At 64.7% G+C, this 24,888-nt stretch carries 28 protein-coding genes; 11 read left to right on the forward strand and 17 right to left on the reverse strand.

Annotated elements, in window-relative coordinates; genetic code table 11:
- Nucleotides 1-26: 26 nt before the first annotated feature.
- Nucleotides 27-485, forward strand: coding sequence for a hypothetical protein (locus Q0L48_RS00610; RefSeq protein ID WP_296716118.1), 459 nt, complete (start codon nucleotides 27-29; stop codon nucleotides 483-485).
- On the opposite strand, the gene rsmD is transcribed toward Q0L48_RS00610, so the two are convergent.
- The 3 genes from rsmD to Q0L48_RS00625 are packed head-to-tail and all read right to left on the reverse strand — an operon-like array spanning nucleotide 482 to nucleotide 3,334.
- Complete coding sequence (gene rsmD, locus Q0L48_RS00615; RefSeq protein WP_296716119.1) at nucleotides 482-1,063, reverse strand: 16S rRNA (guanine(966)-N(2))-methyltransferase RsmD; 582 nt, start codon at nucleotides 1,061-1,063, stop codon at nucleotides 482-484. The two genes, Q0L48_RS00610 and rsmD, sit on opposite strands and share 4 nt — an antisense overlap.
- A complete protein-coding gene (locus Q0L48_RS00620) occupies nucleotides 1,060-2,127 on the reverse strand; it encodes a pseudouridine synthase (protein ID WP_296716120.1) in 1,068 nt (355 codons plus the stop codon). The genes rsmD and Q0L48_RS00620 overlap by 4 nt, the downstream gene beginning before the upstream one ends.
- A 28-nt stretch (nucleotides 2,128-2,155) precedes the next feature.
- Nucleotides 2,156-3,334 (reverse strand): aromatic ring-hydroxylating dioxygenase subunit alpha, encoded by a 1,179-nt coding sequence (locus Q0L48_RS00625; protein ID WP_296716122.1) that lies wholly within the window; start codon nucleotides 3,332-3,334, stop codon nucleotides 2,156-2,158.
- A gap of 70 nt (nucleotides 3,335-3,404) precedes the next feature.
- Here Q0L48_RS00625 and Q0L48_RS00630 point away from each other — a divergent pair, with 70 nt between their 5' ends.
- A complete protein-coding gene (locus Q0L48_RS00630) occupies nucleotides 3,405-4,751 on the forward strand; it encodes an MFS transporter (protein ID WP_296716124.1) in 1,347 nt (448 codons plus the stop codon).
- Between the two features lie 175 nt (nucleotides 4,752-4,926).
- Here the strand turns inward: Q0L48_RS00630 and Q0L48_RS00635 are convergent, their stop codons facing one another.
- From Q0L48_RS00635 to radC, 11 genes are all read right to left on the reverse strand, one after another.
- On the reverse strand, nucleotides 4,927-6,225 hold the full coding sequence (locus Q0L48_RS00635) for a folylpolyglutamate synthase/dihydrofolate synthase family protein (RefSeq protein ID WP_296716125.1): 1,299 nt from the start codon (nucleotides 6,223-6,225) through the stop codon (nucleotides 4,927-4,929).
- 13 nt (nucleotides 6,226-6,238) lie between these two features.
- Nucleotides 6,239-7,090: an acetyl-CoA carboxylase, carboxyltransferase subunit beta gene (gene accD, locus Q0L48_RS00640; protein WP_296716127.1), complete on the reverse strand. Its 852-nt coding sequence runs from the start codon at nucleotides 7,088-7,090 to the stop codon at nucleotides 6,239-6,241.
- Nucleotides 7,087-7,881, reverse strand: a complete 795-nt coding sequence (gene trpA, locus Q0L48_RS00645; RefSeq protein ID WP_296716129.1) for a tryptophan synthase subunit alpha — start codon at nucleotides 7,879-7,881, stop codon at nucleotides 7,087-7,089. The genes accD and trpA overlap by 4 nt, the downstream gene beginning before the upstream one ends.
- A complete protein-coding gene (locus Q0L48_RS00650; RefSeq protein WP_296716130.1) occupies nucleotides 7,878-8,117 on the reverse strand; it encodes a hypothetical protein in 240 nt (79 codons plus the stop codon). The genes trpA and Q0L48_RS00650 overlap by 4 nt, the downstream gene beginning before the upstream one ends.
- On the reverse strand, nucleotides 8,114-9,328 hold the full coding sequence (gene trpB / locus Q0L48_RS00655; RefSeq protein ID WP_296716132.1) for a tryptophan synthase subunit beta: 1,215 nt from the start codon (nucleotides 9,326-9,328) through the stop codon (nucleotides 8,114-8,116). The genes Q0L48_RS00650 and trpB overlap by 4 nt, the downstream gene beginning before the upstream one ends.
- 103 nt (nucleotides 9,329-9,431) lie before the next feature.
- Nucleotides 9,432-10,067 carry a phosphoribosylanthranilate isomerase gene (locus Q0L48_RS00660; protein ID WP_296716134.1) on the reverse strand — a complete coding sequence of 212 codons (636 nt, stop codon included), beginning with the start codon at nucleotides 10,065-10,067 and terminating at the stop codon, nucleotides 9,432-9,434.
- A gap of 9 nt (nucleotides 10,068-10,076) precedes the next feature.
- On the reverse strand, nucleotides 10,077-10,583 hold the full coding sequence (locus tag Q0L48_RS00665; RefSeq protein ID WP_296716136.1) for a GNAT family N-acetyltransferase: 507 nt from the start codon (nucleotides 10,581-10,583) through the stop codon (nucleotides 10,077-10,079).
- Complete coding sequence (gene pyrF / locus Q0L48_RS00670; protein WP_296716138.1) at nucleotides 10,580-11,254, reverse strand: orotidine-5'-phosphate decarboxylase; 675 nt, start codon at nucleotides 11,252-11,254, stop codon at nucleotides 10,580-10,582. Before pyrF ends, Q0L48_RS00665 begins: the two co-directional genes overlap by 4 nt.
- Nucleotides 11,251-11,631 (reverse strand): DUF1049 domain-containing protein, encoded by a 381-nt coding sequence (locus Q0L48_RS00675; protein ID WP_296716139.1) that lies wholly within the window; start codon nucleotides 11,629-11,631, stop codon nucleotides 11,251-11,253. Before Q0L48_RS00675 ends, pyrF begins: the two co-directional genes overlap by 4 nt.
- 76 nt (nucleotides 11,632-11,707) lie before the next feature.
- The gene (gene purB, locus Q0L48_RS00680; protein WP_296716141.1) at nucleotides 11,708-13,018 is read right to left on the reverse strand and encodes an adenylosuccinate lyase; all 1,311 of its coding nucleotides are present in this window, start codon (nucleotides 13,016-13,018) and stop codon (nucleotides 11,708-11,710) included.
- An 82-nt stretch (nucleotides 13,019-13,100) separates the two neighbouring features.
- Complete coding sequence (gene radC / locus Q0L48_RS00685) at nucleotides 13,101-13,883, reverse strand: DNA repair protein RadC (protein WP_296716143.1); 783 nt, start codon at nucleotides 13,881-13,883, stop codon at nucleotides 13,101-13,103.
- 37 nt (nucleotides 13,884-13,920) lie between these two features.
- Between radC and Q0L48_RS00690 the strand changes: the two genes are divergently transcribed.
- The 9 genes from Q0L48_RS00690 to Q0L48_RS00730 all read left to right on the forward strand — a co-directional run bounded on the left by Q0L48_RS00690 (nucleotide 13,921) and on the right by Q0L48_RS00730 (nucleotide 21,309).
- The gene (locus Q0L48_RS00690; RefSeq protein WP_296716144.1) at nucleotides 13,921-17,112 is read left to right on the forward strand and encodes a YdbH domain-containing protein; all 3,192 of its coding nucleotides are present in this window, start codon (nucleotides 13,921-13,923) and stop codon (nucleotides 17,110-17,112) included.
- 107 nt (nucleotides 17,113-17,219) lie between these two features.
- On the forward strand, nucleotides 17,220-17,387 hold the full coding sequence (locus tag Q0L48_RS00695) for a YnbE family lipoprotein (RefSeq protein WP_296717067.1): 168 nt from the start codon (nucleotides 17,220-17,222) through the stop codon (nucleotides 17,385-17,387).
- 26 nt (nucleotides 17,388-17,413) lie between these two features.
- Complete coding sequence (locus tag Q0L48_RS00700; protein ID WP_296716145.1) at nucleotides 17,414-17,794, forward strand: YdbL family protein; 381 nt, start codon at nucleotides 17,414-17,416, stop codon at nucleotides 17,792-17,794.
- 152 nt (nucleotides 17,795-17,946) lie between these two features.
- Nucleotides 17,947-18,294, forward strand: coding sequence for an AtpZ/AtpI family protein (locus Q0L48_RS00705; RefSeq protein ID WP_296716146.1), 348 nt, complete (start codon nucleotides 17,947-17,949; stop codon nucleotides 18,292-18,294).
- A gap of 102 nt (nucleotides 18,295-18,396) precedes the next feature.
- Entirely contained in the window at nucleotides 18,397-19,158 is a 762-nt protein-coding gene (locus Q0L48_RS00710) for a F0F1 ATP synthase subunit A (protein WP_296717070.1), read from the forward strand.
- Nucleotides 19,159-19,222: 64 nt separating this feature from the next.
- A complete protein-coding gene (locus Q0L48_RS00715; protein WP_296716147.1) occupies nucleotides 19,223-19,447 on the forward strand; it encodes a F0F1 ATP synthase subunit C in 225 nt (74 codons plus the stop codon).
- A gap of 86 nt (nucleotides 19,448-19,533) precedes the next feature.
- Nucleotides 19,534-20,028: an ATPase gene (locus tag Q0L48_RS00720; protein ID WP_296716149.1), complete on the forward strand. Its 495-nt coding sequence runs from the start codon at nucleotides 19,534-19,536 to the stop codon at nucleotides 20,026-20,028.
- Nucleotides 20,021-20,551 carry a hypothetical protein gene (locus Q0L48_RS00725; RefSeq protein ID WP_296716150.1) on the forward strand — a complete coding sequence of 177 codons (531 nt, stop codon included), beginning with the start codon at nucleotides 20,021-20,023 and terminating at the stop codon, nucleotides 20,549-20,551. Before Q0L48_RS00720 ends, Q0L48_RS00725 begins: the two co-directional genes overlap by 8 nt.
- Before the next feature lie 149 nt (nucleotides 20,552-20,700).
- The gene (locus Q0L48_RS00730) at nucleotides 20,701-21,309 is read left to right on the forward strand and encodes a flavodoxin family protein (RefSeq protein WP_296716151.1); all 609 of its coding nucleotides are present in this window, start codon (nucleotides 20,701-20,703) and stop codon (nucleotides 21,307-21,309) included.
- Here Q0L48_RS00730 and Q0L48_RS00735 read toward each other — a convergent pair.
- The 3 genes from Q0L48_RS00735 to rpsA all read right to left on the reverse strand — a co-directional run bounded on the left by Q0L48_RS00735 (nucleotide 21,297) and on the right by rpsA (nucleotide 24,860).
- Entirely contained in the window at nucleotides 21,297-22,274 is a 978-nt protein-coding gene (locus Q0L48_RS00735; protein ID WP_296716153.1) for an NADPH:quinone oxidoreductase family protein, read from the reverse strand. The genes Q0L48_RS00730 and Q0L48_RS00735 overlap by 13 nt on opposite strands.
- Nucleotides 22,275-22,278: 4 nt before the next feature.
- The gene (gloB, locus tag Q0L48_RS00740) at nucleotides 22,279-23,034 is read right to left on the reverse strand and encodes a hydroxyacylglutathione hydrolase (protein ID WP_296716154.1); all 756 of its coding nucleotides are present in this window, start codon (nucleotides 23,032-23,034) and stop codon (nucleotides 22,279-22,281) included.
- 119 nt (nucleotides 23,035-23,153) lie between these two features.
- Nucleotides 23,154-24,860, reverse strand: a complete 1,707-nt coding sequence (rpsA, locus tag Q0L48_RS00745) for a 30S ribosomal protein S1 (protein WP_296716156.1) — start codon at nucleotides 24,858-24,860, stop codon at nucleotides 23,154-23,156.
- Nucleotides 24,861-24,888 lie beyond the last annotated feature (28 nt).

A 24,888-nucleotide genomic window follows, 5' to 3' on the forward strand; every position in this document is an offset into this window, starting at 1 on the left:
TGGGCAAACTTTTGTGGAGAACCACCATGCACAAGCACTTCAATAACCTGGGCCTTGCCGCGATCGCTGCGGCCGTATCCATGACCCCTGCGATGGCATCGGCCCAAGACACCACCGAGCACTCGACAACTCATGGCACGACAACGCCGCATACTGCGCCGATGACGCAGTCCGACCCGCAGCAGCCGATGCAGCAGCGTCCCGCCACACCGCCCATGGCCCAGACGATGACGGAACAGGGCAGTGCGATGACGGATGCCGAACAGCAAAGCCTGATGGCCGCCTGGCCGGAGGAAAAGCAATCATCTTTCAAGCAATGGCCTGCCGAGACGCAGGATTACTTCTGGTCGCTCACGCCCGAGCGCCAGAGCATGTTCTGGGCGCTGGCCGATACAGACAAGGTCAAGCTCAGCAACATGCCCGAACAGCAGCGCGAATCCGTGTGGGCACAGATCGAGGCGCAGCTCGATCCCTCGCGCAGCTAGACTTGTGCCTCCGGGGCCTTCGGGTCGGCATCGGCAGCAGCCAAGCGCAATAGCGTAATCTTGCCTTTGCCGACCCGACGCTGGCTTTCGATTTCGAGACCCTTGATGGCCACATCTTCAGTGCCTGCGGTCTCGAGCGAAATCCACGTCTGTGCACCGATCCAGCCCAGCCGCAGCAGCCGGTCGAGTCCAACCTCGCCCGCGCTGCTGCGGTAGGGCGGATCGACCAAAATCAGATCAAGCGGGGTCGTGGCTGCGCGCAATTGCGTGACCGATCCGGCCTCGACCCGCGCCCGCAGCCCGGCACCGACCGATGCGATGTTGGTGCGGATAGCGGCGAGCGCATCGCGATCCTGCTCAACGAACAGGCAGGTGGCCGCACCGCGCGACAATGCTTCTAGTCCCAGCGCGCCCGATCCGGCGAAAAGATCGGCGACCGTGAGGTGTTCAAAACTGCCGAGGCGACTGGTCAGCATCGAGAACATTGTCTCGCGCATCCGGTCGGCGGTGGGCCGGGTGGCTTCACCCTTCGGCGCGATCAGCTTTCGCCCGCGCCATTCGCCTGCAACAATTCTCATGAACGCGGCCCACGCGGAGCATTGCGAGTGGGCGGCGTCCGCTTGCGCGATGTCGAGCCGGAGCCGCCGCGCGGTTTGCCCGAGCCTTCGGGGCTCTTGCGCGGCGCTGCTGCGATTGTGGGCTTGGGTGCATCAGCAGCCTTTACAGGCTTACGGGAAAACGAGGGGGCATCGGCGCCTTTGCGCGGGGCAGGGCGCGCAGCCGGACCTTTGCGTGCCGGGGGGCGGGCAGGACGCGGCGGCTTGACCGCGATGGCCTCTTTTTCCGCCTTCTTCACGCCGCCGCGCGGGATCGGCACGCCGGTCATTTCGGACAGGAACCGTGCCACGGCCTTACCGGTCAGTTCGACCGCCTGTCCGCGCGGCAGATCGCCCAGGTTGAACGGGCCGTAACCGGTGCGGATCAGACGATTGACCTTCAGGCCGAGATGTTCGAGCACGCGGCGCACTTCGCGGTTTTTGCCTTCGGTAATGGTCATTTCGACCCACAGATTGCGCCCGCTGCTGCGTTCCAGATTGGCGTTGATCGAGCCGTAGCGCACGCCGTCGACTTCCACGCCCTCCATCAGGTCTTCAAGCTGGCTTTGCGTCACCACGCCGAACGCACGCGCACGGTAGGTGCGCGGGACGAGCGAGGATGGCAGCTCCATCATGCGTTTCAGGCCGCCGTCATTGGTGAGCAGCAGCAGCCCTTCGGTATTGAGATCGAGCCGACCGATCGGCACCATCCGCCCGGCGTCCTTCGGCAGGGCATTGCGCAGCGCGGTATAGATCGTCGGGCGGCCCGCCGGGTCGCGCTCTGCGGTGATCAGGCCGGTGGGCTTGTGGAACGCGAACAACCGCGTCGGTTCGGCGGCGGTCACAGGCTTACCATCGACCGTCACGCCAGCGAGGCTGGGCAGGATCGTTGCGGGCGTATCCAGCACTTTGCCATCCAGCGCCACGCGGCCCTCGGTGATCATGCGTTCGATCTCGCGGCGGCTGGCGACGCCTGCACGGGCGAGCAGCTTGGCGATGCGATCGCCTTCGGGGCGATTGTCGGAGCGGGGCGGAGCGGTGGGCATCAAGCGCCCTTAGGTTCCCGCCCGCGCCTTAGCAATGGGGCGCAGCCTCGTTCGCCGCTTGCAAGGCTTCGCTGACGATCTGGTCGAAGCGCGCGATCCCGCCTTCCAACGTGCCGAGCGTGAGGTGATCGACCGCGCCGGATTGCAGCCCTTGCTGCCCGAGTTCGGCTGCGCGGAAATCCTCCGAGGCGAACACCCCGCCGTCGAGCAGGCTCCAGCTCCGTTCCCAATGGGCCTGCGCCTTTTCGGTCTGCGGTGCCTCCGGAATGAGCATGAAGTCCTCGACCAGCGTCAGATCATGTGCCTGCGGCATGAGCACCATCACGTTCACGTAATCGGGGCTGGGAACGATAATCGTCGCAGGTAGCAGCTGGTAGGCGAAGGTCACGACCCGGCGCAGCTCGCGCATATTGGTGAGGTCGAGGCCCGCCATATCCTCCAGCCGCCCGACGGCTGAGCGCTGGTGCGGGCCGATCTGGTCGCCTGCGGTTATCCCGTCCTTGAAGAACGGGCCGATAGTCGAAGCGTGCAGACGCGTGACATGGTAGCTTTCAAGGAAAGCATCCATGATCAGCTTCCAGTTCCCTTTGACCGTGTGCAGCTTGCGCCGGAACAGGTGTGCATCCGGCATCCCGAACGCGGCAAGATCACTGCCTAATTTTTGGGCATCGCTGAAATCGGCGGGGTTCTGCGGTGCGAACCAGATCAGCCCCCCTGCCTCGAAACTGGGCAGTTCGACCAGACCGTGATCGGCTTTGTCCAGACCGGGAAAAGTCTCGGGCCGTGGTAGGGCGAGCAACCCGCCATCGAGCCGGTATGTCCACGCGTGATAGGGGCACACCAGCCGCTTTGCGCACTGTACTTCACTACCCTCGACCAGCCGCGTGCCGCGGTGGCGGCAGACGTTGAGGAAAACGTGCGCGGTGCCATTATTGTCGCGGGTGATCAGCAACGGGCGGCCCGTCGCGTCATGCGGCACTGCCATGCCCGGATCGGGCAGCAGCGCCGATGGGCAGAGCACCTGCGGTAACCGGTCGAACAATGCCGCCTTTTCGCGCGCGAAGTGATCGGGGCAGGTGTAATTGCTGGCAGGCACGGTCTGGATGCCGCCTGTGACCTTGGCGCGGCCCTCGCGGATCGCCTCGGCCAGCGCGAGCTGCCCCTCGGTCGGACGCAAATCGGGCATATCTGTTGTCGGCGCGTTCATCGCTCTTTGCTCATCCTCATCTCCGGCCCTAATGTGGCAGACATCGGGATCAAGCAAAAGGACATCATGCATGAAAGAGATCGGGGCAGCGCCGCGGCGCGATTGGGTGAGCGCGCTCAAGCCCTATCTCGAGAAGGAATCGCTGGCGGCGTTCTTTCTCGGCGTGTCCTCGGGCTTTCCCTATGCGTTGATCGGAGCGACGCTGACAACGCGCCTGGCGCAGGACGGCATCGACAAGAAAACCGTCACCGCCTTTACGCTGGTGTTCCTCGCCTACAACTTCAAATTCCTGTGGGCGTGGATCGTCGACGGGGTGCGCTTGCCGGTAATCGGGCGGCTGGGCCAGCGGGTCTCATGGATGCTGCTCACAGGCGTGCTGGTGATGGCGGCGGTGGCGAACCTTGCGCTGGTCGATCCGTCGGCCAATATCGGCTGGGTGGCGACTTCGGCGATCCTTGTCGGGATTGCGGGCGCAACTTTCGACATCGTGATCGACGCCTACCGGATCGAGACGCTCAAGCCCGAACAGCTGGGTGTGGGGTCGGGGATGACCCAATACGGCTGGCGGATCGGCTCGGTTTCGGCGGGCGCGCTGGCGCTGGTGCTCGCGGCGCGCGTGGGGTGGGAGATCGCCTATATCGCCTGTGCCGGGTTCGCGCTGCCCGCAATGATCACCGCGCTGGTAATGGGCGAGCCAGCCCGGCGGCAGATCGCGGCACGGACCAAGGGCATCGCCGCCGGTTTTCGCGCAATTTATGGCCCGTTCACCGAGTTCTTCATGCGCAAGGGCGCGATGCTGGTGCTGTTGTTCATCCTGCTGCACAAGATCGGCGACACGCTGGCGAACCTGACGGCGCGGCTGCTGCTCGAAGACAAGGGCTACAGCAACGACGAGATCGCCATCTATGATGTCGGCGTCGGGTTCTGGGCGTTCCTGATCGGAATATTCGTCGGCGGGGTGCTCTATTCGCGGCTCGGGATGAAGCGATCGGTGTTGCTGAGCCTTGTGCTGATGGGCGTATCCAACCTCAGCTTCGCGTTGCTGGCGGCGGCTGACAAGACGAATTTGGGCCTTGCCGCCACCTTCACCTTCGAGAACTTTGCCAGCGGTATCGGCGGGGTGACGGTGGTCGCCTATTTCGCCGCGCTCACCGACCTGCGCTTCACCGCCTCGCAATATGCGCTGATCTCGGCGGCGGCGAGCATTGTCGGGCGGGTGCTGACCGGGACGACGGCGGGCGCGATGGTGGAGGCGTTCGGTTATGTGAACTTCTACCTGTTCACCACAGCGGCGGCGCTGCCGGGAATCGTGCTGTTCTGGCTGATGATGCGCGCGGGGTTGATCGATGCCTCGATCGGCACGGCGGGGACGGTGAAGACGGAGGACGGGGGCGGGGACGCGGGGAACGGGGCCTGAACCGCCGCAAGTTCGCTTTCCTACTTGGCTGTTTGTGGACACGATCGCCTGTATGACCGCTGGCAATCACCTCACTGTCTCAGCTGCGATCATGGGTACGGGCAGGCGGGGATTTCTGTTCCTGGACAGTGTCTCATGTGTCTCATACACGGCTGCGGACAGCGCAGGCGGGGCGTCAGTCCGGCGTTTCGTCGTTCAACCGCAGCACCTCGCCCGCGAGGTAGAGCGAGCCTGCAATCAGGATGGGCAGTCTGTCATTTGGGATGCCTGCCATCGCGGATATCAGGTCAGCAGCAGGCTTTGCATCGGGGCCGAAGGCCGCTGCCGGATGCCAGTCATGCCCCGGCACCGGCACAGCGGTGATGCTGGCGGTTGCAGCCGCAAGCGGCAAGGTCAGCGCCGCCGGGTCTTTGCCTTCGATCATGCCGATCACCAGATGCAGGCGCTGGCCCCGGAAGTGCTCGCCCAGCATCGCGCCTGCTTGCGGATTATGTCCTCCATCAAGCCAAACCTCGCGGGTGCCGGTCAGCGGGCCCGGTGCAAGGCGCTGCATCCGCGCAGGCCAGCGAGCGGCCTTCATTCCGCGCGACATCGCCATCGGCTCGATGACAATCCGGTCCTGATGCTGGAGCATTGCCAGCGCGAGGCCCGCGTTGTCCGCCTGATGTGCTCCAGCCAGCGCAGGACGGGGCAGGGTGAAGGTGGCGGCACTGTCGCGATAGGTCAGTATTGTGCCCCCTCGGCAGTCCCACGTATCGCCTTTCATCCCCAATGGCGCGCCGACACGGCGGGCAGCAGCGATCACCTCGCGGTTCGATTCGGGGCGATAGGAAAGGCTGAGCAGCGGCACGCCTCTTTTGGCAATACCCGCTTTCTCGAACGCAATGCGCGCCATCGGTTCCTTGGGCACGCCTTCCTCGGGTGCCAGCAGAAACCGTTCGTGGTCCAAGCCGAGCGCGGCAATCCCGCAGGCCGCCAGCACCTCAGGCTCCAGCACATTGGTCGCATCGAAGCGCCCGCCCATGCCGACCTCGACCACGCACGCATCGGCTGGCGTGCGGCTGAAGGCGAGGAAGGCGGCGGCGATCGTGACTTCGAAGAAGCTGGGGCCGAGGTCTTCGCCTGCATCGAGCACTTCTGCAAGCACCGCCGCCAATTTTGCATCGGAGATCAGTTCTCCTGCCAGCCGGATGCGCTCGTTATAGCGCACCAGATGGGGGCTGGTGGTCACGTGGACACGGTAGCCTTGCGCCTCCAGCATCGCGCGCAGGAAGGCGCAGGTAGACCCCTTGCCGTTGGTCCCCGCAACATGGAACACCGGCGGCAATTTGCGGTGCGGATTGCCGAGGCGGTCCAGCAATGCGCGGATCGTCTCCAGCCCGAGCCGCCCCTGCGGCACACTGAGCGCACTCAACCGGTCAAGCTGCGCCTGTACCGCCGGATTGTCGGAACGGCCGAAATCGAGCGGCTTCACGGCAAAGCGCGGGCTAAGCCGCCTTCACCGGCTGCAGGTAATCCAACACCTGCGCCAGCGTCGCCTTCAACTCCCAGCGCGGCACGACCATGTCGACCATGCCGTGCTTGTGCAGATATTCGGCGCGCTGGAATCCCTCGGGCAGCTGTTCGCGGATCGTGTCCTGGATCACGCGCTGGCCCGCAAAGCCGATCAAGGCGCCGGGTTCGGCAATGTGGATGTCGCCCAGCATCGCGTAACTTGCGGTCACGCCGCCGGTGGTCGGGTCGGTCAGCACCACGATATAAGGAAGTCCGGCCTGCTTCAGCCGCCGGGTCATCACCGTTGCGCGCGGCATCTGCATCAGGGACAAAATCCCCTCCTGCATCCGCGCGCCGCCCGCTGCGGTGACGACGATGTAGGCACAACCGCGGTCGATTGCCTTCTGCGCGCCCTCGCAAAACGCCTGTCCTACGGCCATGCCCATCGATCCGCCCATGAAGCTGAAATCCTGCACGCCGATGACCGCCGGGCGGGCCTCGATCATGCCGGAGCCGACCACGAACGCGTCTTCATGCGGATTGGCGGCACGCGCGGCCTTGAGCCGGTCGGTGTACTTTTTGGTATCCTTGAAGCCGAGCGGGTCTTCGGTGACCTTGGGCAGTGGCAACACTTCGAAGCCGGGATCAAGCAGCAGCCCCAGCCGCGCATCCGCGCCGATCCGCCCGTGATGCTCGCATTTCGGGCAGACGCTGAGGTTGTCCTCGTACTCGGCGACGAACAGCATTTCCTGGCACGACGGGCACTTGATCCACAGATCACGCTCGGTGGACTTCTTGTCGGCAGTAAAGCCGAGCGAATTGCGGACGCGGGTGAACCAGTTCATGCTGCTTGCTCCTGTCGGGCGGTGTGGACCGCGCTGGCGAGGGCCGAGGTCAACTCCCTTAGCTTGGCCGGAGCGTCAACGCCATGTTCGCCGCAGATTTCCACCAAGGCCGAGCCGACCACCACGCCGTCAGCCACCTTGGCGATGGCGGCGGCCTGTTCGGGCGTGCGCACGCCGAAGCCAACAGCGATGGGCAGATCGGTCGATTGCTTGAGCCGCGCCACGGCTTCCTCGATGCTGGCCTGCACGGCCTGCTGCTTGCCGGTGATCCCGGCGACCGAGACGTAGTAGATAAACCCTGCCGAGCCGCTCAGCACCTGCGGCAGGCGTGCGGCATCGGTCGTCGGGGTGGCGAGGCGGATCGGGGCGATGCCCTTGGCGCGCAATGCCGGGCCGAGCGCGTCGTCCTCCTCGGGCGGGATGTCGACGCAGATGACGCCGTCAACGCCCGCTGCTGCGGCGGCGTTCGCGAACCACTCCGGCCCGCGCCGCACCATCGGGTTGGCATAGCCCATCAGAACCAGTGGCACATTGGGGTGCCGGGCACGGAAATCGGTGGCGTAGCGCAGCACGTCCGCCGTGGTCGTGCCAGCGCCGAGGCTGCGCAGATTGGCGCTCTGAATCGCGGGGCCATCGGCCATCGGATCGGTGAAGGGCATCCCCAGCTCGATCACATCCGCGCCGCCTTCGACCAGCGCATCGAGATTGGCCGCCGTGTAGCCGTCGCCTGCGGTGATGAAGCAGACGAGCGCGGGGCGGGAGGCGGCGAAGGTGGTTGAGAGGCGGGTCATTGGAAGTTACGATCTTTCATACGCTTGGTGCGGTCGCGTCGCTTTGCCCAGCGCTCATCTAGGGGAATGGTGAACATTGTGGCCAAGGTCATGACTGCTGCCATTCCGATCCAGAAAGGCAAGGAAGAGAGCGTGTAATCAGCAAGCCCAATCCAATTCAGAAAGGCAAAGGCGCCGAATATCCACGCGGTCCAAAGAACCGCATGGATCAGCGCCTTGACGAACAATCGCTTCAAAGCTCCACCCCGAGCTTCTCCGCCACGGTGAAAATATCCTTATCCCCGCGTCCGCACAGATTCATCAGCACGATGCTGTCCTTGGGCATGGTCGGCGCGACCTTCGCCACAGCGGCAATCGCGTGGGCAGGCTCCAGCGCAGGAATGATCCCCTCGGTGCGGCACAGAAGCTGGAAGCCTTCCAGCGCCTCGTCATCGGTCACGGCGGTGTAATCGACGCGGCCCGATTCCTTCAGCCACGCGTGTTCCGGCCCGATGCCGGGGTAGTCGAGGCCTGCGCTGATCGAGTGGCCCTCGGTGATCTGGCCGTCTTCGTCCTGTAGCAGGTAGGTGCGGTTGCCGTGGAGCACGCCGGGCGATCCGCCGAGCAGGCTGGCGGCGTGTTCATCGCCGTCGAGGCCGTGGCCCGCCGCTTCGACGCCGAGCATCTTCACGTCGGCGTCATCAAGGAACGGGTGGAACAGCCCCAGCGCGTTCGAGCCGCCGCCGATGCAGGCGACCAGCAGATCGGGCAGGCGGCCCGTGCGGCTCAGCATCTGCGCGCGCGCTTCCTTGCCGATCACGCTCTGGAAGTTGCGCACCATCTCAGGGTAGGGGTGCGGGCCTGCGGCCGTGCCGATGATGTAGAAGGTGTCGTGGACATTCGCGACCCAATCGCGCAGCCCTTCGTTCATCGCATCCTTCAGCGTCGCGCCGCCGCTGGTGACGGGGATCACCTCCGCGCCGAGCAGCTTCATCCGGAACACATTGGGCGATTGCCGTGCAACGTCCTCGGCGCCCATGTAGATCACGCAAGGCAGGCCGAATCGCGCGCAGACCGTGGCGGTGGCAACCCCATGCTGGCCCGCGCCGGTTTCGGCGATGATACGGGTCTTGCCCATGCGCATCGCCAGCAGAATCTGCCCGATGCAATTGTTGATCTTGTGCGCGCCGGTGTGATTGAGCTCGTCCCGCTTGAACCACACCTGCGCGCCGCCCAGCTCCTCGGTCAGGCGCGGGGCGAAATAGAGCGGCGAGGGGCGGCCGACATAATGTTCGAGCAGGTCGTCGAACTCGGCAGCAAACGCGGGGTCAGCCTGCGCGGCGCGATATTCGCGCTCGAGATCCAGCACGAGCGGCATCAGCGTTTCGGCGACATAGCGCCCGCCGAACTGGCCGAAATGGCCGCGATCGTCAGGCTGGTTGCGGAAGGAGTTGAGGGGTGTGTTCATGAATTTCCGTTCGGGCTGAGCTTGTCGAAGCCCTGTCCTTTCTTCGAGAGCGAGGCGTAGAAAAAGTGCAGCCCTTCGACAAGCTCGGGGCGAACGGGTATTTCTATGCAGGCCTTGCCGCTTTGCAGAAGGCAGCGATTTTGTCCACGTCCTTGAGGCCGGGTGCGCTTTCGACGCCGGAGGAGGTGTCGACCAGCGGCGCACCGGTCAGGCGGATCGCTTCGGCAACATTGGCGGGGGTGAGGCCGCCTGCAAGACCCCACGGGGTCGGCGCCTTGTAAGCCTTCAGCACGTCCCAATCGAAGCGCGTGCCATTGCCGCCCGGCAACCCGCTGGCAGGCGCATCGAACAACAGCATGTCCGCCGCGCCGTGGAACCGGGCTGCATCAACCAGCGAATCCGCATCGCGCACACCCAGCGCACGCCACGCCGCAACGCCGGTATCGGCGCGGAAGCGGGCGAGGGTTTCGGGGGTTTCGCTGCCGTGAAACTGCACCACATCGGGGCGCACCTCGCGCACGGCTTCAGCCAGAAGCGCAGGCGAGGGGTTCACCATCAGCAGCACCATCTTGACCTGCGGCGGCGCCAATTCGCGCAGCCGCGCAGCCTCCGCCAGCGACAGATGACGCGGGCTTTTGGCGAAATGCACAAGGCCCACATAATCCGCCCGCGCTTGAACAGCAGCGGCGAGTGTTTCGGGTGTGGAAAGCCCGCAAATCTTGACGAGGGTGGAAGGCATGGCGCGTCCCTACGCCGGGCCGAGCGGCTTTTCCAGCACGGCGAAGGTAATCGGCGGATCGCGCAGGACAGGGAAGGGCCGCGTCTCGCCGGTGCGCCGGTAACCGCGCCTTTCGTACCACGCGATCAGCGCATCGCGACTGTCGATCACGGTCATCTCCATCGCCGCGATACCGAGAGCGCGGGCGTGTTCCTCCGCCGCATCGAGCAACCGCCGTCCGATGCCGCCCGATTGCAGATCAGGCGCAACACTCAGCATGCCGAGATAGGCGAGCGCGGCGTCTTTCGCAGTCACGGCAACGCAGCCGATGAGGTCTGCTCCATCACGCGCCACCAGCATCGTCACAGCCGGATTGGGCAGCAGCGCCTCGACCTCACCGGGCGCGACACGTTCATCGTCGAGAATATCGGCCTCGTGGTTCCATCCGCGCCGCGCCGAGTCGCCGCGATAGGCGGATTCGAGCAGGGATTTCAGGCCAGCAGCATCATCGCGGGACGCCGCTTCGATGACGATCAAAGCGTCGCCTCGATCGCGCGGGCCGCTGCCTCCGGGTCTTCGGCGCGGCTGATCGGGCGGCCGATCACGAGCACGCTTGCGCCATTGTCACGCGCCTGACGCGGGGTGACGACCCGCTTCTGATCGCCGGTGCCGCCGCCAGTCGGGCGCAGGCCGGGGACGACGAAGTAGCCGTCCTTCCACGCCTTTTTTACAAAGCCGACTTCCTGTCCGGAACACACCACCCCGTCCAACCCCGCCGCGTGGGCGAGTTCGGCGAGCCGCATCACCTGCGTTTCGGCGCTGCCGTAAACCCCGGTGGCGGTCAGATCATTGGCGTCGAGGCTGGTGAGCGTCGTCACGGCGACCACCTTGCAACCATCCGCAGCGGCAGCCTTGGCATCCTCCATCATTGCCCGCCCGCCGCTGGCGTGAACGGTGACGATCGCGGGTTCGTAGACATGGATCGCCTGCATCGCGGCGGCGACGGTGTTGGGGATGTCGTGGAACTTCAGATCGAGGAAGATCGGCAGGCCCAAATGCGCGATTTCATGCACACCATGACTGCCGTGGGCGCAGAAAAATTCCAGCCCCAGCTTCACCCCGCCGATATGCGATTTGACCTTGGCTAGCAGCGCTTTGGCTGGCTCGAGCTGCGGGATGTCGAGCGCGAGGTAGACCGGGTTGCTCACTTGGTAACTCCATCGCTGCCACTATCTGTCGGGGACAGCGGATCGGCCGGTTGTCCCGCTTTCATCCCGGAATTATCCACAGGCCTGTCCACGACTGCGGCTGGCGTCTGGGCGTCGTTCTGGCGGGCGAGCGCGGCGGTCTTGAGCGAGTTCTCCAGCGCTCGCACGCGGCGGTTGAGCCCCCATTTCACGCTCAGGTGATAGGTCAGCAGCGGGACGAACCCCAGCGCGAACGCCAGTAGCGCCAGCACCGGTAGCTTGGTTTCCATCACGAGGTTCTGCCACAGCGTCACCTCGACCGGCTTCCAGTTGTAGATCGAGAAGATCAGGAACCCGAGCAGCGCGAGAACCCAGATGATGGTGCGAAGGATCTTCACAGGCGGAGCCTCTCCCGTTGGCCTTGTGCTGCGGCGAGCCTAGGCGATTTGCCAACCGTGTCCAGCATCGCCGCCTTCAAGCGAACACCCGCGCGAAGATCGTGTCGACATGGGCAAAGTGGTACGCAAGGTCGAACTTCTCCTCCAGCTCTGCCGGGGACAGTGCGGCGGTCACATCGGGATCGGACTTGAGCAGATCGAGCAGCGACAGGCTGCCGCTTGATTCCCAAACCTTCATCGCATTGCGCTGCACCAGACGGTAGGCATCCTCGCGGCTTACGCCTGCCTGCGTCAGCGCCAGCAGGACCCGCTGCGAGTGGACGAGGCCGCCCATGCTATCGAGGTTCTTCTGCATCCGCTCAGGATAGATCAGCAGCTTCTCGACCACGCCGGTCAGACGGGCGAGAGCAAAGTCGAGCGTGATGGTGGCATCCGGGCCGATGAAGCGCTCCACCGACGAGTGCGAGATATCGCGTTCATGCCACAGCGCCACATTCTCCAGTGCGGGCAGGGCATAGGCGCGGATCATGCGGGCCTGACCGGTCAGATTTTCGGTCAGGATCGGGTTGCGCTTGTGCGGCATCGCTGAAGAACCCTTTTGCCCGGGCGAGAAGTATTCCTCCGCCTCCAGCACTTCGGTGCGTTGCAGGTGGCGGATCTCGACCGCGAGCCGTTCGATACTACCCGCGACGACCGCCAGCGTGGCGAAATACATCGCGTGGCGATCGCGCGGGATCACCTGTGTGCTGACCGGTTCGATGGCAAGGCCCAGCTTTTCGGCCACGTGCGCCTCGACCGCCGGATCGACATTGGCAAAGGTGCCGACCGCACCGCTGATCGCGCAGGTCGCGATTTCTGCCCGAGCCGCGACGAGCCGATCCCGGCAGCGGGCGAACTCGGCATAGGCCTGCGCCAGCTTCAGCCCAAACGTCACCGGTTCGGCATGGATGCCGTGGCTGCGGCCGATGGTGGGGGTGTATTTGTGTTCCATCGCGCGGGTCTTGATCGCCGCGAGCAGCGCGTCGGTGTCTTCCAGCAGGATATCGGTCGCGCGCGCCAACTGCACCGACAGCGTGGTGTCGAGCACGTCGGAACTGGTCATGCCCTGATGCATGAAGCGCGCTTCGTCGCCGACCTGCTCCGCCACCCAGGTGAGGAAGGCGATCACGTCGTGCTTGGTCACCGCCTCGATCGCGTCGATAGCCTCGACATCGATCTTCGGATTGGTCGCCCACCAGTCCCACAGTGCCTTGGCCGCAGACGGCGGCACCACGCCGAGCTCGCCCAGCTTCTCGGTCGCATGCGCCTCGATCTCGAACCAGATGCGATATTTCGCCTCCGGCTCCCACAGGGCGGTCATGGCAGGGCGGGCATAACGGGGGACCATCGGCGGCTCCGGATGAGGGGTCTGACTTGGGGGAGCGGCTAGGCGGGCCGGGCGCGGATGGCAACCCTGTCAAATCGGCCTGTCAGATAAGCCCCTTGGCGCGCAGGCTGGTGTGCCCTTCGCGGCCGATGATGACGTGATCGTGCACGGTCACGCCGAGCAGCCGCCCCGCCTCGGCGATGCGCTGGGTGATCTGGATGTCGGCGCGGCTGGGTTCGGGATTGCCGCTGGGGTGGTTGTGGACCAGGATCATCGCCGAAGCGCCCACATCCATCGCCCGGCGGATCACCTCGCGCGGGTGGATCGCCGCTTCATCAATCGAGCCGTCGCCGAGATGATGATCCTCGATCAGCCGGTTCCGCGTATCGAGATACAGGATTCGCACCCGCTCCACCGTCAGATGCGCCATGTCCGTGGTGAGGTAGTCGATCAGCGCCTGCCAGGAACCGAGCACCGGCTTCTTGATGATTTCGCCGCGCGTCATGCGGCGGGCGGCGGTGGCGACCGATTTGAGCGCGGCGGCGCTGGTTTCGCCCACGCCTTTGACCCGTTGGAGCGCCTTGGGATCGGCATTGAGAACGCCTGCGAGGCTGCCGAACTGTGCGATCAGGGCCTTGGCGATGGGCTTGGTGTCGCCCTGCTTGATCGCGGCGAACAGCAGGTATTCCAGCACTTCGTAATCGGCCAGCGCCTCTGCCCCGCCGTTCAGCAGCCGTTCGCGCAGGCGCGCGCGGTGGCCTGCACCGGCGGCCTTGCCCGCCTCCGGCGCTGGCCCGGAAGCGCTTGCATGCGCCTCGCCAAAATCGAAACCGTCTTCAGCTTCCGGCAATGCGACCCCCGGCAGGAATTGACCCTGCTCTCTCATTGCCTTTGGGGGACGATGCGCGCAAGGGTGCGAAACGATGGCGGTGCCCGAGACGCAAGCTGATACTCCTCCGCCCGCGGCCTCGCGCCGCCTGTGGCCACGTGGTTGGCGTGCCCGCTTCGGATTGGGCGGCGCAGCAGTGGCGCTCGCGGCAGGCAGCGTCGCGTGGTTCGATCGCGAGCGTATCGCTGGCGATTTCATCGATGATTACCTCGTTCAAAGCGGCGTTCCCGCCACATACGACATTATCGCCATCGGCCCCCGTGCACAGGTAATCGAGAACCTCGTGATCGGCGATCCCGCGCGCCCCGATTTCACCGCGCGGCGGATGGTGGTGGAGCTTGGTGTGGGCTGGGCCGGACCCGAAGTGCGCCGCGTCAGGCTCGACGGCGCACGGCTCTTCGGCAGCTATCGCGGCGGCGAACTCAGCTTCGGTGCGCTCGATCCGCTGGTCTTTACCGACAGCACAGCGCCGCCCGCCCTGCCCGGCATCGACATGACGATCACCGATGCCCGCGCGTTGCTGGAGAGCGATTACGGCGACGTCGGCGTGAAGCTGGACGGGGAAGGGCGGCTGGATGACGGGTTCGCCGGAAAACTCGCCGCCACAACGCGGGGAATCGGTACGCCAACCTGCCGCGCCGATGCTGCGACACTTTATGGCACGATCACGACCTCCGCCGGTGCACCGCGCCTTGCTGGGCCGCTGCGAATGTCCGGGCTGGATTGCGGCGGAGCGCGGCTGACGCAGGCCGATGTCGGCACCGAACTCACGCTCGCACGCGATTTCGGCCGCGCTGAAGGCGACTTCGCACTTGAAGGCACCGGCCTTGCGTATGCCGACTATTCGGGTGCGACACTGACCGGCACCGGAAAGCTCGCATGGTCGGGCACAGGACTGGTGCTCGCGCATGATCTGGGGATTACCGATGTCGCGACGCCGCAGGGACGAATTGCCCGTTTCGCTGCCGAAGGGACGTGGAAGAGCGGCAGCGATGCGGCGCGCGGGACCTGGCAGGGGCGCCTTCAGGGCGAAGGGCTGGCGGCGGATGCGGCGCTTGGGCGGTCGCTTGCGTCGGCTGAACGCGGGCTCGAAGGCACCCTGCTTGCGCCGCTGATCGCAAAGGTGCGCGGCGGGCTGGCGGAGGCACTGGGCGGGGCCAGCTTCAGCGCCGAGGCTCTGGTGCGGCACAAGCCGGGCGAAGCGGCACTGGTCATCCCGGAAGCCGCTCTCACCAGCCGCGCGGGGGAGCGGGTCGCCGCGCTTTCGCAGGTCAATGTGGCGCTTGCGGACGGAGCGTTGGCGGGTCTGCGCGGCAATGTCCTGATCGGCGGCGCGGGCCTGCCCAATATCAATGGCCGGATGGAGCAGGGGGGTGGCGGTTGGGCGCTGCGGATGACGATGGCCGAATATAGCGCGGGCGCGAACCGGGTGGAGGTTCCGCGCCTGACCTTGCGGCAGGAACGCGGCGGTTCGCTGCGGTTCGACGGGACCGTGAGAGCCAGCGGCGATCTGCCGGGCGGCGCGATCAGCGGTCTCGACTTGCCGATCGAAGGGCGCTGGTCGGCGGCGCGCGGGCTTGCGCTCGGCACGCGCTGCACGGCCCTGCGGTTCGGATCGCTGGCGCTGTCGGGAATGGCGCTGGAAGGGCAGGGGATGACCCTGTGTCCGGAAGGCGACGCGCCGCTGCTGGCGTATGATGATACGCTGCGGTTGGCGGCGCGCAGCGGGCCGGTGGAACTGGCCGGAACGCTGGGCGAAAGTCCGGCCTGGCTGTCCGCCCGCAGTCTTGCGTTACGCTACCCCGCACCGTTCGAGGTCGAAGGACTTTCGGCCCGCTTGGGCGCTCCCGGCAGCGAAGCGCGGCTGAGTGCGGCCAGCCTCACCGGCAGCCTTGCTGGCGACATCGGCGGCAGCTTTACCGGCGGATCGGCCGCGCTCGATCTCGTCCCGCTCGATCTGGGTGCGATCACCGGGCAATGGTCCTTCGCCGATGGCGTCCTGCGCGTGGAGGAGGGGGCCTTCATGCTCACTGACCGCCCGGCTGAGGGACCGGAGCGATTCGCGCCGCTGCTGGCGCGAGGGGCGGTGCTGTCACTGGCGGATAATGCCCTCACGGCAACGGCAAGCCTGCGTCATCCGGCATCCGGCCGGGAGGTTGCCAGAATCGCCATCGACCACGATCTGGCCAGCGCCGCCGGTGGCGCCAGCCTGACAGTGCCGGGCCTCGCATTCGATCCCGCCCTGCAGCCCGAAGACCTGTCCTACCTTGCCCAAGACATCATCGTTTTTGCCGAGGGCACTGTCTCGGGCACAGGCCGGATCGACTGGGTTGGCGACACCATCACCAGCAGCGGCACTTTCGGCAGCGATGGCCTTGCCTTTGCCGCCCCGTTCGGTCCGGTGCGCGGGTTGAAGGGAGATGTGCGCTTCACCGATCTGCTCAATCTCACCACCGCGCCCGATCAGGAACTCACCATCGCCGCGATCAATCCGGGGGTGGAGGTGCTGGCGGGCAAGGTGCGATTCGATCTGAAAGACGGCGTGCTGCTCAGCCTCAAGGATGCGCGGTTTCCCTTCATGGGCGGCAATCTGATCATGCGCCCGCTGGAAATGGACTTCAGCCAGCCCGAAGAACGCCGCTATGTGTTCGAAATCATCGGCCTCGACGCCGCCACGTTCGTTGCCGAGATGGAGCTGACCAATCTTTCGGCCACCGGAACCTTTGATGGGACGGTGCCGATTGTCTTCGACAAGGATGGCAATGGCCGGATCGAAGGGGGGGTGCTGCTCAGCCGCACCGGCGGGGGCAATGTCGCCTATGTCGGCGAACTCACCTACGAGGATCTGGGCACAATGGGCAATTATGCATTTTCCGCGCTGAGATCGCTTGATTACCGGCAGATGAGCGTGGGGCTGAACGGCAACCTTGCGGGCGAGATCATCACCAGCTTCCAGTTCGATGGCATCGGACAGGGCGAGGGCGCGAGCAGCAACTTCGTCACCCGCCGACTTGCGAAGCTGCCGATCCGCTTCAAGATCAACGTCCGCTCGGAAAATTTCTACCAGCTGGCGACCATGGTGCGTTCGTTCTGGGACGTGGATTATCTCGGCAACCCGGTCGATCGCGGGTTGCTTCGGTCCGAAGGCGGCCGCTTCGTTCCCGCCAACCCCGTCGCACCGTCCGGCAAACCTGTTCAACCTCCCGAAAGCGAAGACCAGCCATGACACATGCCGAATTGACCGTGCGCCTAGGCGCTGCCACGTCGTGTGACGCAACACGGGGAGGGCAGGCAGGGATGGAACGGCGAGAATACGTGAAGGCCGGAGCTACTATGGCGGCAGCGGTGATCCTTTCGGCAGGCCTGGGCGGCTGCATCAACATAGCCGCCCCGGACGAACCGATCGTGATCGAACTGAACGTCAATATCCGGCAGGAAGTGATCTATCGTCTTGCCGAGGACGCGGCCAACACGATCGAAGAAAACGCGGACATCTTCTGATGGGCCGACGACGAGGAGGAAAAACGATGCGCAGATTGACCTTTGGCGGACTTGCCGCCGCCGCGATGCTGGGCATGGTGGCAGCCCCGGCCATGGCGGATCGCGATCCTGCCTATGCTGCTGCGCGTGCGGCAGGCGAGGTGGGCGAACAGCCCGATGGCTATATCGGCATTGTCGGCCCCGCCAACCCGGCGTTGCAGCGGGTGGTCGACAACATCAATATCAAGCGTAAGGCAGTTTACTCGGAAAAAGCCAAGGAAAACAAGGCGACGATTGAGGCTTATGCGCTGAGCTCCGGATGCCAGGCAATCGCGCGCACCACGCCGGGCGAAAAGTATCGCGCGCCCGACGGCAGCTGGCAGACCCGCACCAGCGCCCCCCCGATCCGGGACCCGCGCTGTCCCTGATCTTTGCACGCCTGCAAAGGCAGGCGTGCAAACAAGAGCCCAAACAAACACTCCCCCATGTTGACACCTATGTGCCCCCCTTCTAAGGGGGCGGCGCCCTCGGCGGGCACCTGGTTGCACGTGTCTCGTCCTTCCGTTTTCAGGAAACCGACATGAGCGATGAGAAACCCGCCCGAGAACCCATCGTCGAGGATGCGCGGATTGACGCGCTCGAAGCGCGGCTCAAGGTCGCACGCGAGCGTGAAGAGCAACGCAACCGGTCGCAGGTGCAGGGAACCGATGCGAATTACCGCAGCGGCAACCGCGCACTGGCCAGCCTCCTCGGCGGGATTATCGGTGGCCTGGTGATCGGCTTTGCGGTGGATGCGCTGGCCGGGATCGCGCCTTGGGGCCTGTTGACCGGACTGTTCCTCGGAACGGCGTCGGCCTTCAGAAGCATTATTCTTGGCGCGAAAACGCGCCCCGCAGAAGAGGCCGAAGGGCGTGACGGCAAGGGTTAAACCCCTGCTTGACCCGCCCTAGACCCCCTCTAGGGGCGTGTTTCATGTGAAACATTTGAGGACCGACAGATCGTGGCAGCCGAAGAAGGCAAGGTCGATCCGATGAAGCAGTTCACCATCGAGCCCCTGTTCGGCTCGAACTGGCAACTGGCTGACGGATTGAACATCGCATTCACCAACTCCGCGCTGTGGATGGCGGTGACCGCTGTTCTGGTGACGGCATTCGTCGCTGGCGGTATGCAGCGTCAGGTGGTGCCGGGCCGCTGGCAGATGGCAGTCGAAAGCATGACCGGCTTCATCGACGATCTGCTCGAAGCCAATGTCGGCAAGGCCGGGCGCAAGTATGTTCCTTACATCTTCACGCTGTTCATGTTCATCCTGTTCGGGAACCTGCTCGGCCTCGTGCCGGTCGGTCTGATCCCCGGGGTGCACGCATTCACTTTCACCAGCCACTTCACCGTCACCGGCGTGCTGGCGCTGATGAGCTTTGCCATCGTGCTGGTGGTCGGCTTTGCCAAGCATGGCTTGCACTTCTTCTCGCTGTTCGTGCCGAAAGACACACCGCTGGTCATGGCGATCTTCATCGCCCCGATCGAGTTCGTGTCCTTCATGGTGCGTCCGTTCAGTCTTGCGCTGCGTTTGTTCGTGGCGATGATGGCCGGCCACGTGCTGCTCAAGGTGCTGGCGAGCTTCGTCATTGCCGGCGGCGGCGCAGGCATGGGCCTCGGCGTTGCAGTCGGCGTCCCCAGCTTTATCCTGATGGTCGCAATCAGCGCGCTCGAGATTCTGGTTGCCGGCATTCAGGCTTATGTGTTCGCGCTGCTGACCTCGTTGTACATCAACGACGCGGAAAACCTTCACTAAGGACGCTTTTCGCGTTCTTCAAAACCCTCACCAACAACAAGATTTCTTCAAGGAGTTTAATACCATGGACGCACAAGCTGCAGCTCTTCTGGGTGCCGGTCTCGCGGCGATTGGCGCTGGTCTGGCCGCTCTCGGCGTGGGCAACGTGTTCGCATCGTTCCTCGAAGGCGCGCTGCGCAATCCGGGTGCTGCCGACGCGCAGCAGGGCCGCCTGTTCATCGGCTTCGCGGCTGCCGAACTGCTCGGCCTGCTGGCCTTCGTGATCGCCGTTCTGCTGATCTTCGGCTAATACCGGTGTATGGAGTGGCCGGGCGGCGCGTGATTTGCGCGCACCCGGCCTCCCCGTCACATAGTTTGCGCTAGCAAAGGTCGATAATGCCTCAGATCGTTCAAATCGCTGACACGCTTTCAAGCCAGGTGTTCTGGCTGCTGGTGTTCTTCGGCCTGACCTTCCTCGTCGTGGGGCTGGGCATGGTGCCGAAGATCATGGGCACGGTCGAGCTGCGTGACCAGCAGATCTCCGGTGACCTCGCCGCTGCGCAAGCCGCGCGCGATGCTGCCGACAGCGAGGAAGCAGCCTGGCGCAAGCGCGAAAATGAAAATCGCGCTGCCGCGCAAGCGGTGGTCGCCGAGGCCAAGGGTGCGGCGACCAAGGCGAATGAGGCGAAGCTGGCAGAGGCGCAGACGCGCCTCGATGCCCGTCTTGCCGAAGCCGAAGCCGGGATCGATGCCGCCCGCTCCAGCGCGCTGGCCGAGATCGAAGATGTTGCCGCCGATGCGGCGCGCGATATCGTTGCCCGCATCGCCGGCGCCGATGTCGAACCAGCCGCGGCGCAGGCTGCGGTCAAGGAGGTGATGGCGCATGGCTGATATTCTCACGATGCTCGCCACCGGAGCGGATGGCTACGCCGAACCTGCTGCGCTCGGGCTCGATTCCTATCAGTGGGTCGCGCTGGCGATGAGCGTGCTGATCGCGGTGTTCGTGTGGAAGAAGGTGCCCGGCATGATCACCGGCGGGCTCGACAGCCGGATCGCCGAGATCCGCACCCAGCTCGACGAAGCCAAGGCTTTGCGGGCCGAGGCCGAAGCGCTGCGGGCGGAATATGCCGCCAAAATCGCTGCGTCCGAGAAGGATGCCGAAGCGATGCTGGCGGGTGCCCGCGAAGAAGCCGATGCGATCCTCGCCCGCGCCGAGGCCGATAGCGACCTGATGGTCACTCGCCGTCAGCGCATGGCCGAAGACAAGATCGCCGCTGCCGAACGCGCTGCGGTTGCCGAGGTCAAGGCGCGCGCCGTGACCGCAGCGGCTGCCGCTTCGCGCAAGTTGATTTCCGAACGCCATGACAGCACGGCCGACCGGAAGCTCGCCGACGAAGTTATCGCTTCGCTCTGATCTTGTTGCGAACCTGCGATTTATGAAAGGGCGGTCCGTAGAGGCCGCCCTTTTCGCATGGTCCGCCCGTCGCACCGTCAGGGCAATCGATCCGGCACCGTGAAACAAACCCACAAGGCGCGGCTTGCTCCTGATGAAAGGAGACTGCCGTGACACTTACCGCTTGTGCCATCAATTGCTCGCTCGCTCCCTCGGACAGTCGCGAAAGTTCGACCGATGTGATGATCGGCGTGCTGCGCGACGCCTTCGCCGAACATGATGTTCGTGTGGCCGATTCGATCCGTATCGCCGATCACAACGTCAAGCCGGGCGTGACGTCAGACGAGGGCGAGGGCGACGACTGGCCGAAAATCCGCGAACGCATCCTTGCCGCCGATATCCTCGTGTTCGGCACACCGATCTGGCTGGGGCAGGCGTCCTCCGTCGCCAAGCGGGTGCTTGAGCGGATGGACGCCTTCCTGTCCGAAACCGACGATGCGGGCCGGATGCCGAGCTATGGCAAGGTCGCGGTAGCGGCAATCGTCGGCAACGAGGACGGCGCACATTGGGCAACCTCGCAGCTGTTTCAGGCGCTCAACGATACAGGCTGGACCATTCCGGCGGTGGCCGCGTGCTACTGGGTCGGCGAGGCGATGGGCAGTACCGATTTCAAGGATCTGGACCAGCAGCCGGAGAAGGTCACCCAGACGGCATCGATGGTCGCCAGCAATGCAGCGCACTTGGCGGGCCTGTTGAAGCGCGCGCCCTATCCGGGCTGAAACACGATCTTGCCCACCAGTTCGCGCCGCGTCATCGCGGTGAAGCCTTCGCGCCAGCGCGATAGCGGCAGCACCCGGTCTATGGCGGGAGTGATGCGCTCTTGCTCTGCGAGAGCAGAGATTGCCTGTTGTATCTTCTGACCCCGCTCGGGAAACCGCCGCGCATATTCTCCGGCGCGCAGGCCGATGATGCTGAACCCCTTGATCAGCGGAATGTTGGTCGCGATGTCGGCGATCCTGCCGGACGTGAAGCCGACCACCATCAGTTTGCCGCCGAAAGCGACGCAGCGGGTCGATTCGTCGAACACATCGCCGCCGACGGGATCGAAGACGATGTCCGCCAGCGTGCCGCTGGTGATCTCCGCCACCTGTTCGCGGAAGCGCCGCTCAGCCAGAAGCACCGCATTGGGCCGGGCGAGGGCGGCGATCCGCTCCACCTTGTCGGGGCTTCCGGTCGAGGCAATCACCTTGGCACCCAATGCGATGGCCAAGTCGCAGGCGGCAAGTCCCACTCCGCCGCTCGCGCCGTGAACCAGCACCCATTGGCCTTCCTGCAACCCGCCCAGTTCGACCAGCCCGGTATAGGCGGTGGAGTAAGCCGCCCCCATCGCGGCGGCGGCGGGGAAATCCATGCCGCGCGGCATCATCGATAACTTGTCGGCAGCCACATTGGCGAGTTCGGCAAACGCGCCCGTCTTGTTACCGCCCATGACCCGGTCACCGGGCGCAAAGCCGCTGGCCGGGTCTGCCTCCAGCACTTCGCCTGCGAATTCCAGCCCGCTGGTGAAGGGCAGACCGGGTTTGAACTGGTAGCCGCCGCGGGTCATCAAGAGGTCGGGAAAGTTCAGCGAAGCGGCGCGCACCCGCACCAGCACTTCGCCGGGCGCGCGGACTGGTTCGGGGATGTCGGCAAGCACAACGCCGGACAGATCATCCGAGAGGTGCTCGACTCTGAGAGCCTGCATCGACCTAGAAGTTGTCCTTTGCCGATCGCAACGCCGCGAAGGTTTCGTGCGGGGCGTTGCCGCCCCAGCGTGCCATCATCGCCGGATCGTCGGCGCGAAGGAAGGGATTGGTGGCCAGTTCGCGCTCGAGCGTTGTGGGCACGGTCCATTCGTCGCGCGCGCGCTTCGCTGTGATCTCGTCGGCATAGGCCTGAAGCGCGGCGTTGTCGGGATCGGCGTGGAGTGCGAATTTGGCGTTGGAGGCGGTGTATTCGTGCGCGCAGTACAGCACCGTTTCGGGCGGCAATGCCTTGATGCGCGCGAGGCTGTCCCAGAACTGACCCGGCTCGCCCTCGAACATCCGGCCGCAGCCCAATGCGAAGACGGAGTCGCCGACGAAGGCAATACCCGCGCTCGGCAGATGGAATGCAATGTGGCCATTGGTGTGGCCCGATACGTCGATGACCTGCGCTTCGACCGATCCGATCGTAACCGTGTCACCATGGGCGATGATGCGGTCGACCGGGAACTTCCCTTCGACTTCGGCCGGGCCGGTAATGGTGCAGCCGGTGGCTTCCTGAATGACCGCGTTGCCGCCAGCGTGATCGGGGTGCCAGTGGGTGTTCCAGATCTGCGTGATCCGCCACCCTTTCAGATCGGCCTGGCGGAGATACTCCTTGCCGTCTGGCGTGTCGATCGCCGCCGTTTCGTGGCTGTCGGTATCGTGGATCAGATAGCCGTAGTTGTCGCTAAGGCACGGGAATTGGTGAACATGGATCATGGCTTCCACCCTACAGGTTGCGCCGCCAAAGGGAAAGGCCCGCCTGCTCGGTTGAGCGGGCGGGCCTTCCATTCAGGCGCTAAAGTGACTCCTGCTTTCGCAGGTGCGTACCTCTAGCCTCAATCTTCCTTCTTCTTCAGCGCGGCGCCGAGGATGTCGCCGAGCGATGCACCCGAATCCGACGAACCGAACTGTGCCACTGCTTCCTTTTCCTCGGCGATCTGACGCGCCTTGATCGAGAAGTTCGGCTTCTTGGAACGGTCGAAACCGATGACCATCGCGTCGATCTTGCTGCCGACCTGGAAACGGTCGGGGCGCTGTTCGTCGCGGTCACGGCCAAGGTCGGCGCGCTTGATGAAGCCGGTTGCACCGTCTTCGCCAACCTGCACTTCGAGGCCGCCGTCGCGCACTTCGAGCACGGTGACGGTAACGGTCTGGTTCTTGCGAAGAGCACCGCCGCTGGTGGCGCCTTCAGCCGAGGGCGCACCCTTTTCGAGCTGCTTCATGCCGAGGCTGATGCGCTCCTTGTCGACATCGACATCGAGCACGACGGCCTTGACCATTTCGCCCTTGCGGTGGAGCGCCAGCGCGTCCTCGCCCGAGATGCCCCAGGCGATGTCGGACATGTGAACCATGCCGTCCACGTCGCCGTCGAGACCCACGAACAGGCCGAATTCGGTGGCGTTCTTGACTTCGCCTTCGACGACCGAACCGATCGGGTGCTTGTCGGCGAACTCGTCCCACGGATTGCCCTGGGCCTGCTTGAGGCCGAGGCTGATCCGGCGCTTGTCGCTGTCGACTTCGAGCACCATGACTTCGACTTCCTGCGAGGTCGAAACGATCTTGCCCGGGTGGACGTTCTTCTTGGTCCAGCTCATTTCCGAAACGTGGACGAGGCCTTCGATCCCGGCTTCCAGCTCCACAAAGGCGCCGTATTCGGTGATGTTGGTGACCTGACCCGACAGCTTCATGCCGACCGGATACTTGGCGGCCACGCCATCCCACGGATCGCTTTCCAGCTGCTTCATGCCAAGGCTGATGCGCTGCGTATCGGCGTTGATGCGCACGATCTGCACAGTCACGGTGTCGCCGATATTGATGACTTCGCTCGGGTGATTGACGCGCTTGTAGCTCATGTCGGTGACATGCAGCAGGCCGTCGATGCCGCCGAGGTCGACGAACGCACCGTAGTCGGTGATGTTCTTGACCACGCCGTCGATCACCTGACCTTCGGCCAGATCGTTGATCAACTCGCTGCGCTGTTCGGCGCGGGTTTCTTCGAGCACGGCGCGGCGCGAGACGACGATGTTGCCGCGGCGGCGATCCATCTTGAGGATCTGGAACGGCTGCGGAATGTCCATCAGCGGGGTGACATCACGCACCGGGCGGATATCGACCTGCGAACCGGGCAGGAACGCAACAGCGCCATCGAGGTCGACGGTGAAGCCGCCCTTGACGCGGCCGAAGATGCGACCTTCGACGCGCTTGCCTTCGCCGAATTCGCTTTCCAGCTTGTCCCACGCTGCTTCGCGGCGGGCGCGGTCGCGCGACAGCATTGCTTCGCCGTCAGCATTCTCGACGCGGTCGACGAAAACTTCGACTTCGCCACCGACGGTCAGGCCGTGGTCGTCTTCGCCGCGGGCAAATTCCTTGAGGGGGATGCGGCCTTCGCTCTTGAGGCCGACGTCGATCACGGCAAAGCCGTTTTCGATCGCAGTGACGGTTCCCTTGACGACGCGGCCTTCGAAGCCTTCGTCGCCGGCACCGCCGAGTTGTTCATTGAGCATCGCCTCGAAATCGGCGCGGGTGGGCATTTGGGTTGCCATATTGCAGGTCAGTCCTGTTTGTTCGTTG

It is taken from the genome of Erythrobacter sp. (genome assembly GCF_024305245.1).
GTDB lineage: Bacteria > Pseudomonadota > Alphaproteobacteria > Sphingomonadales > Sphingomonadaceae > Erythrobacter.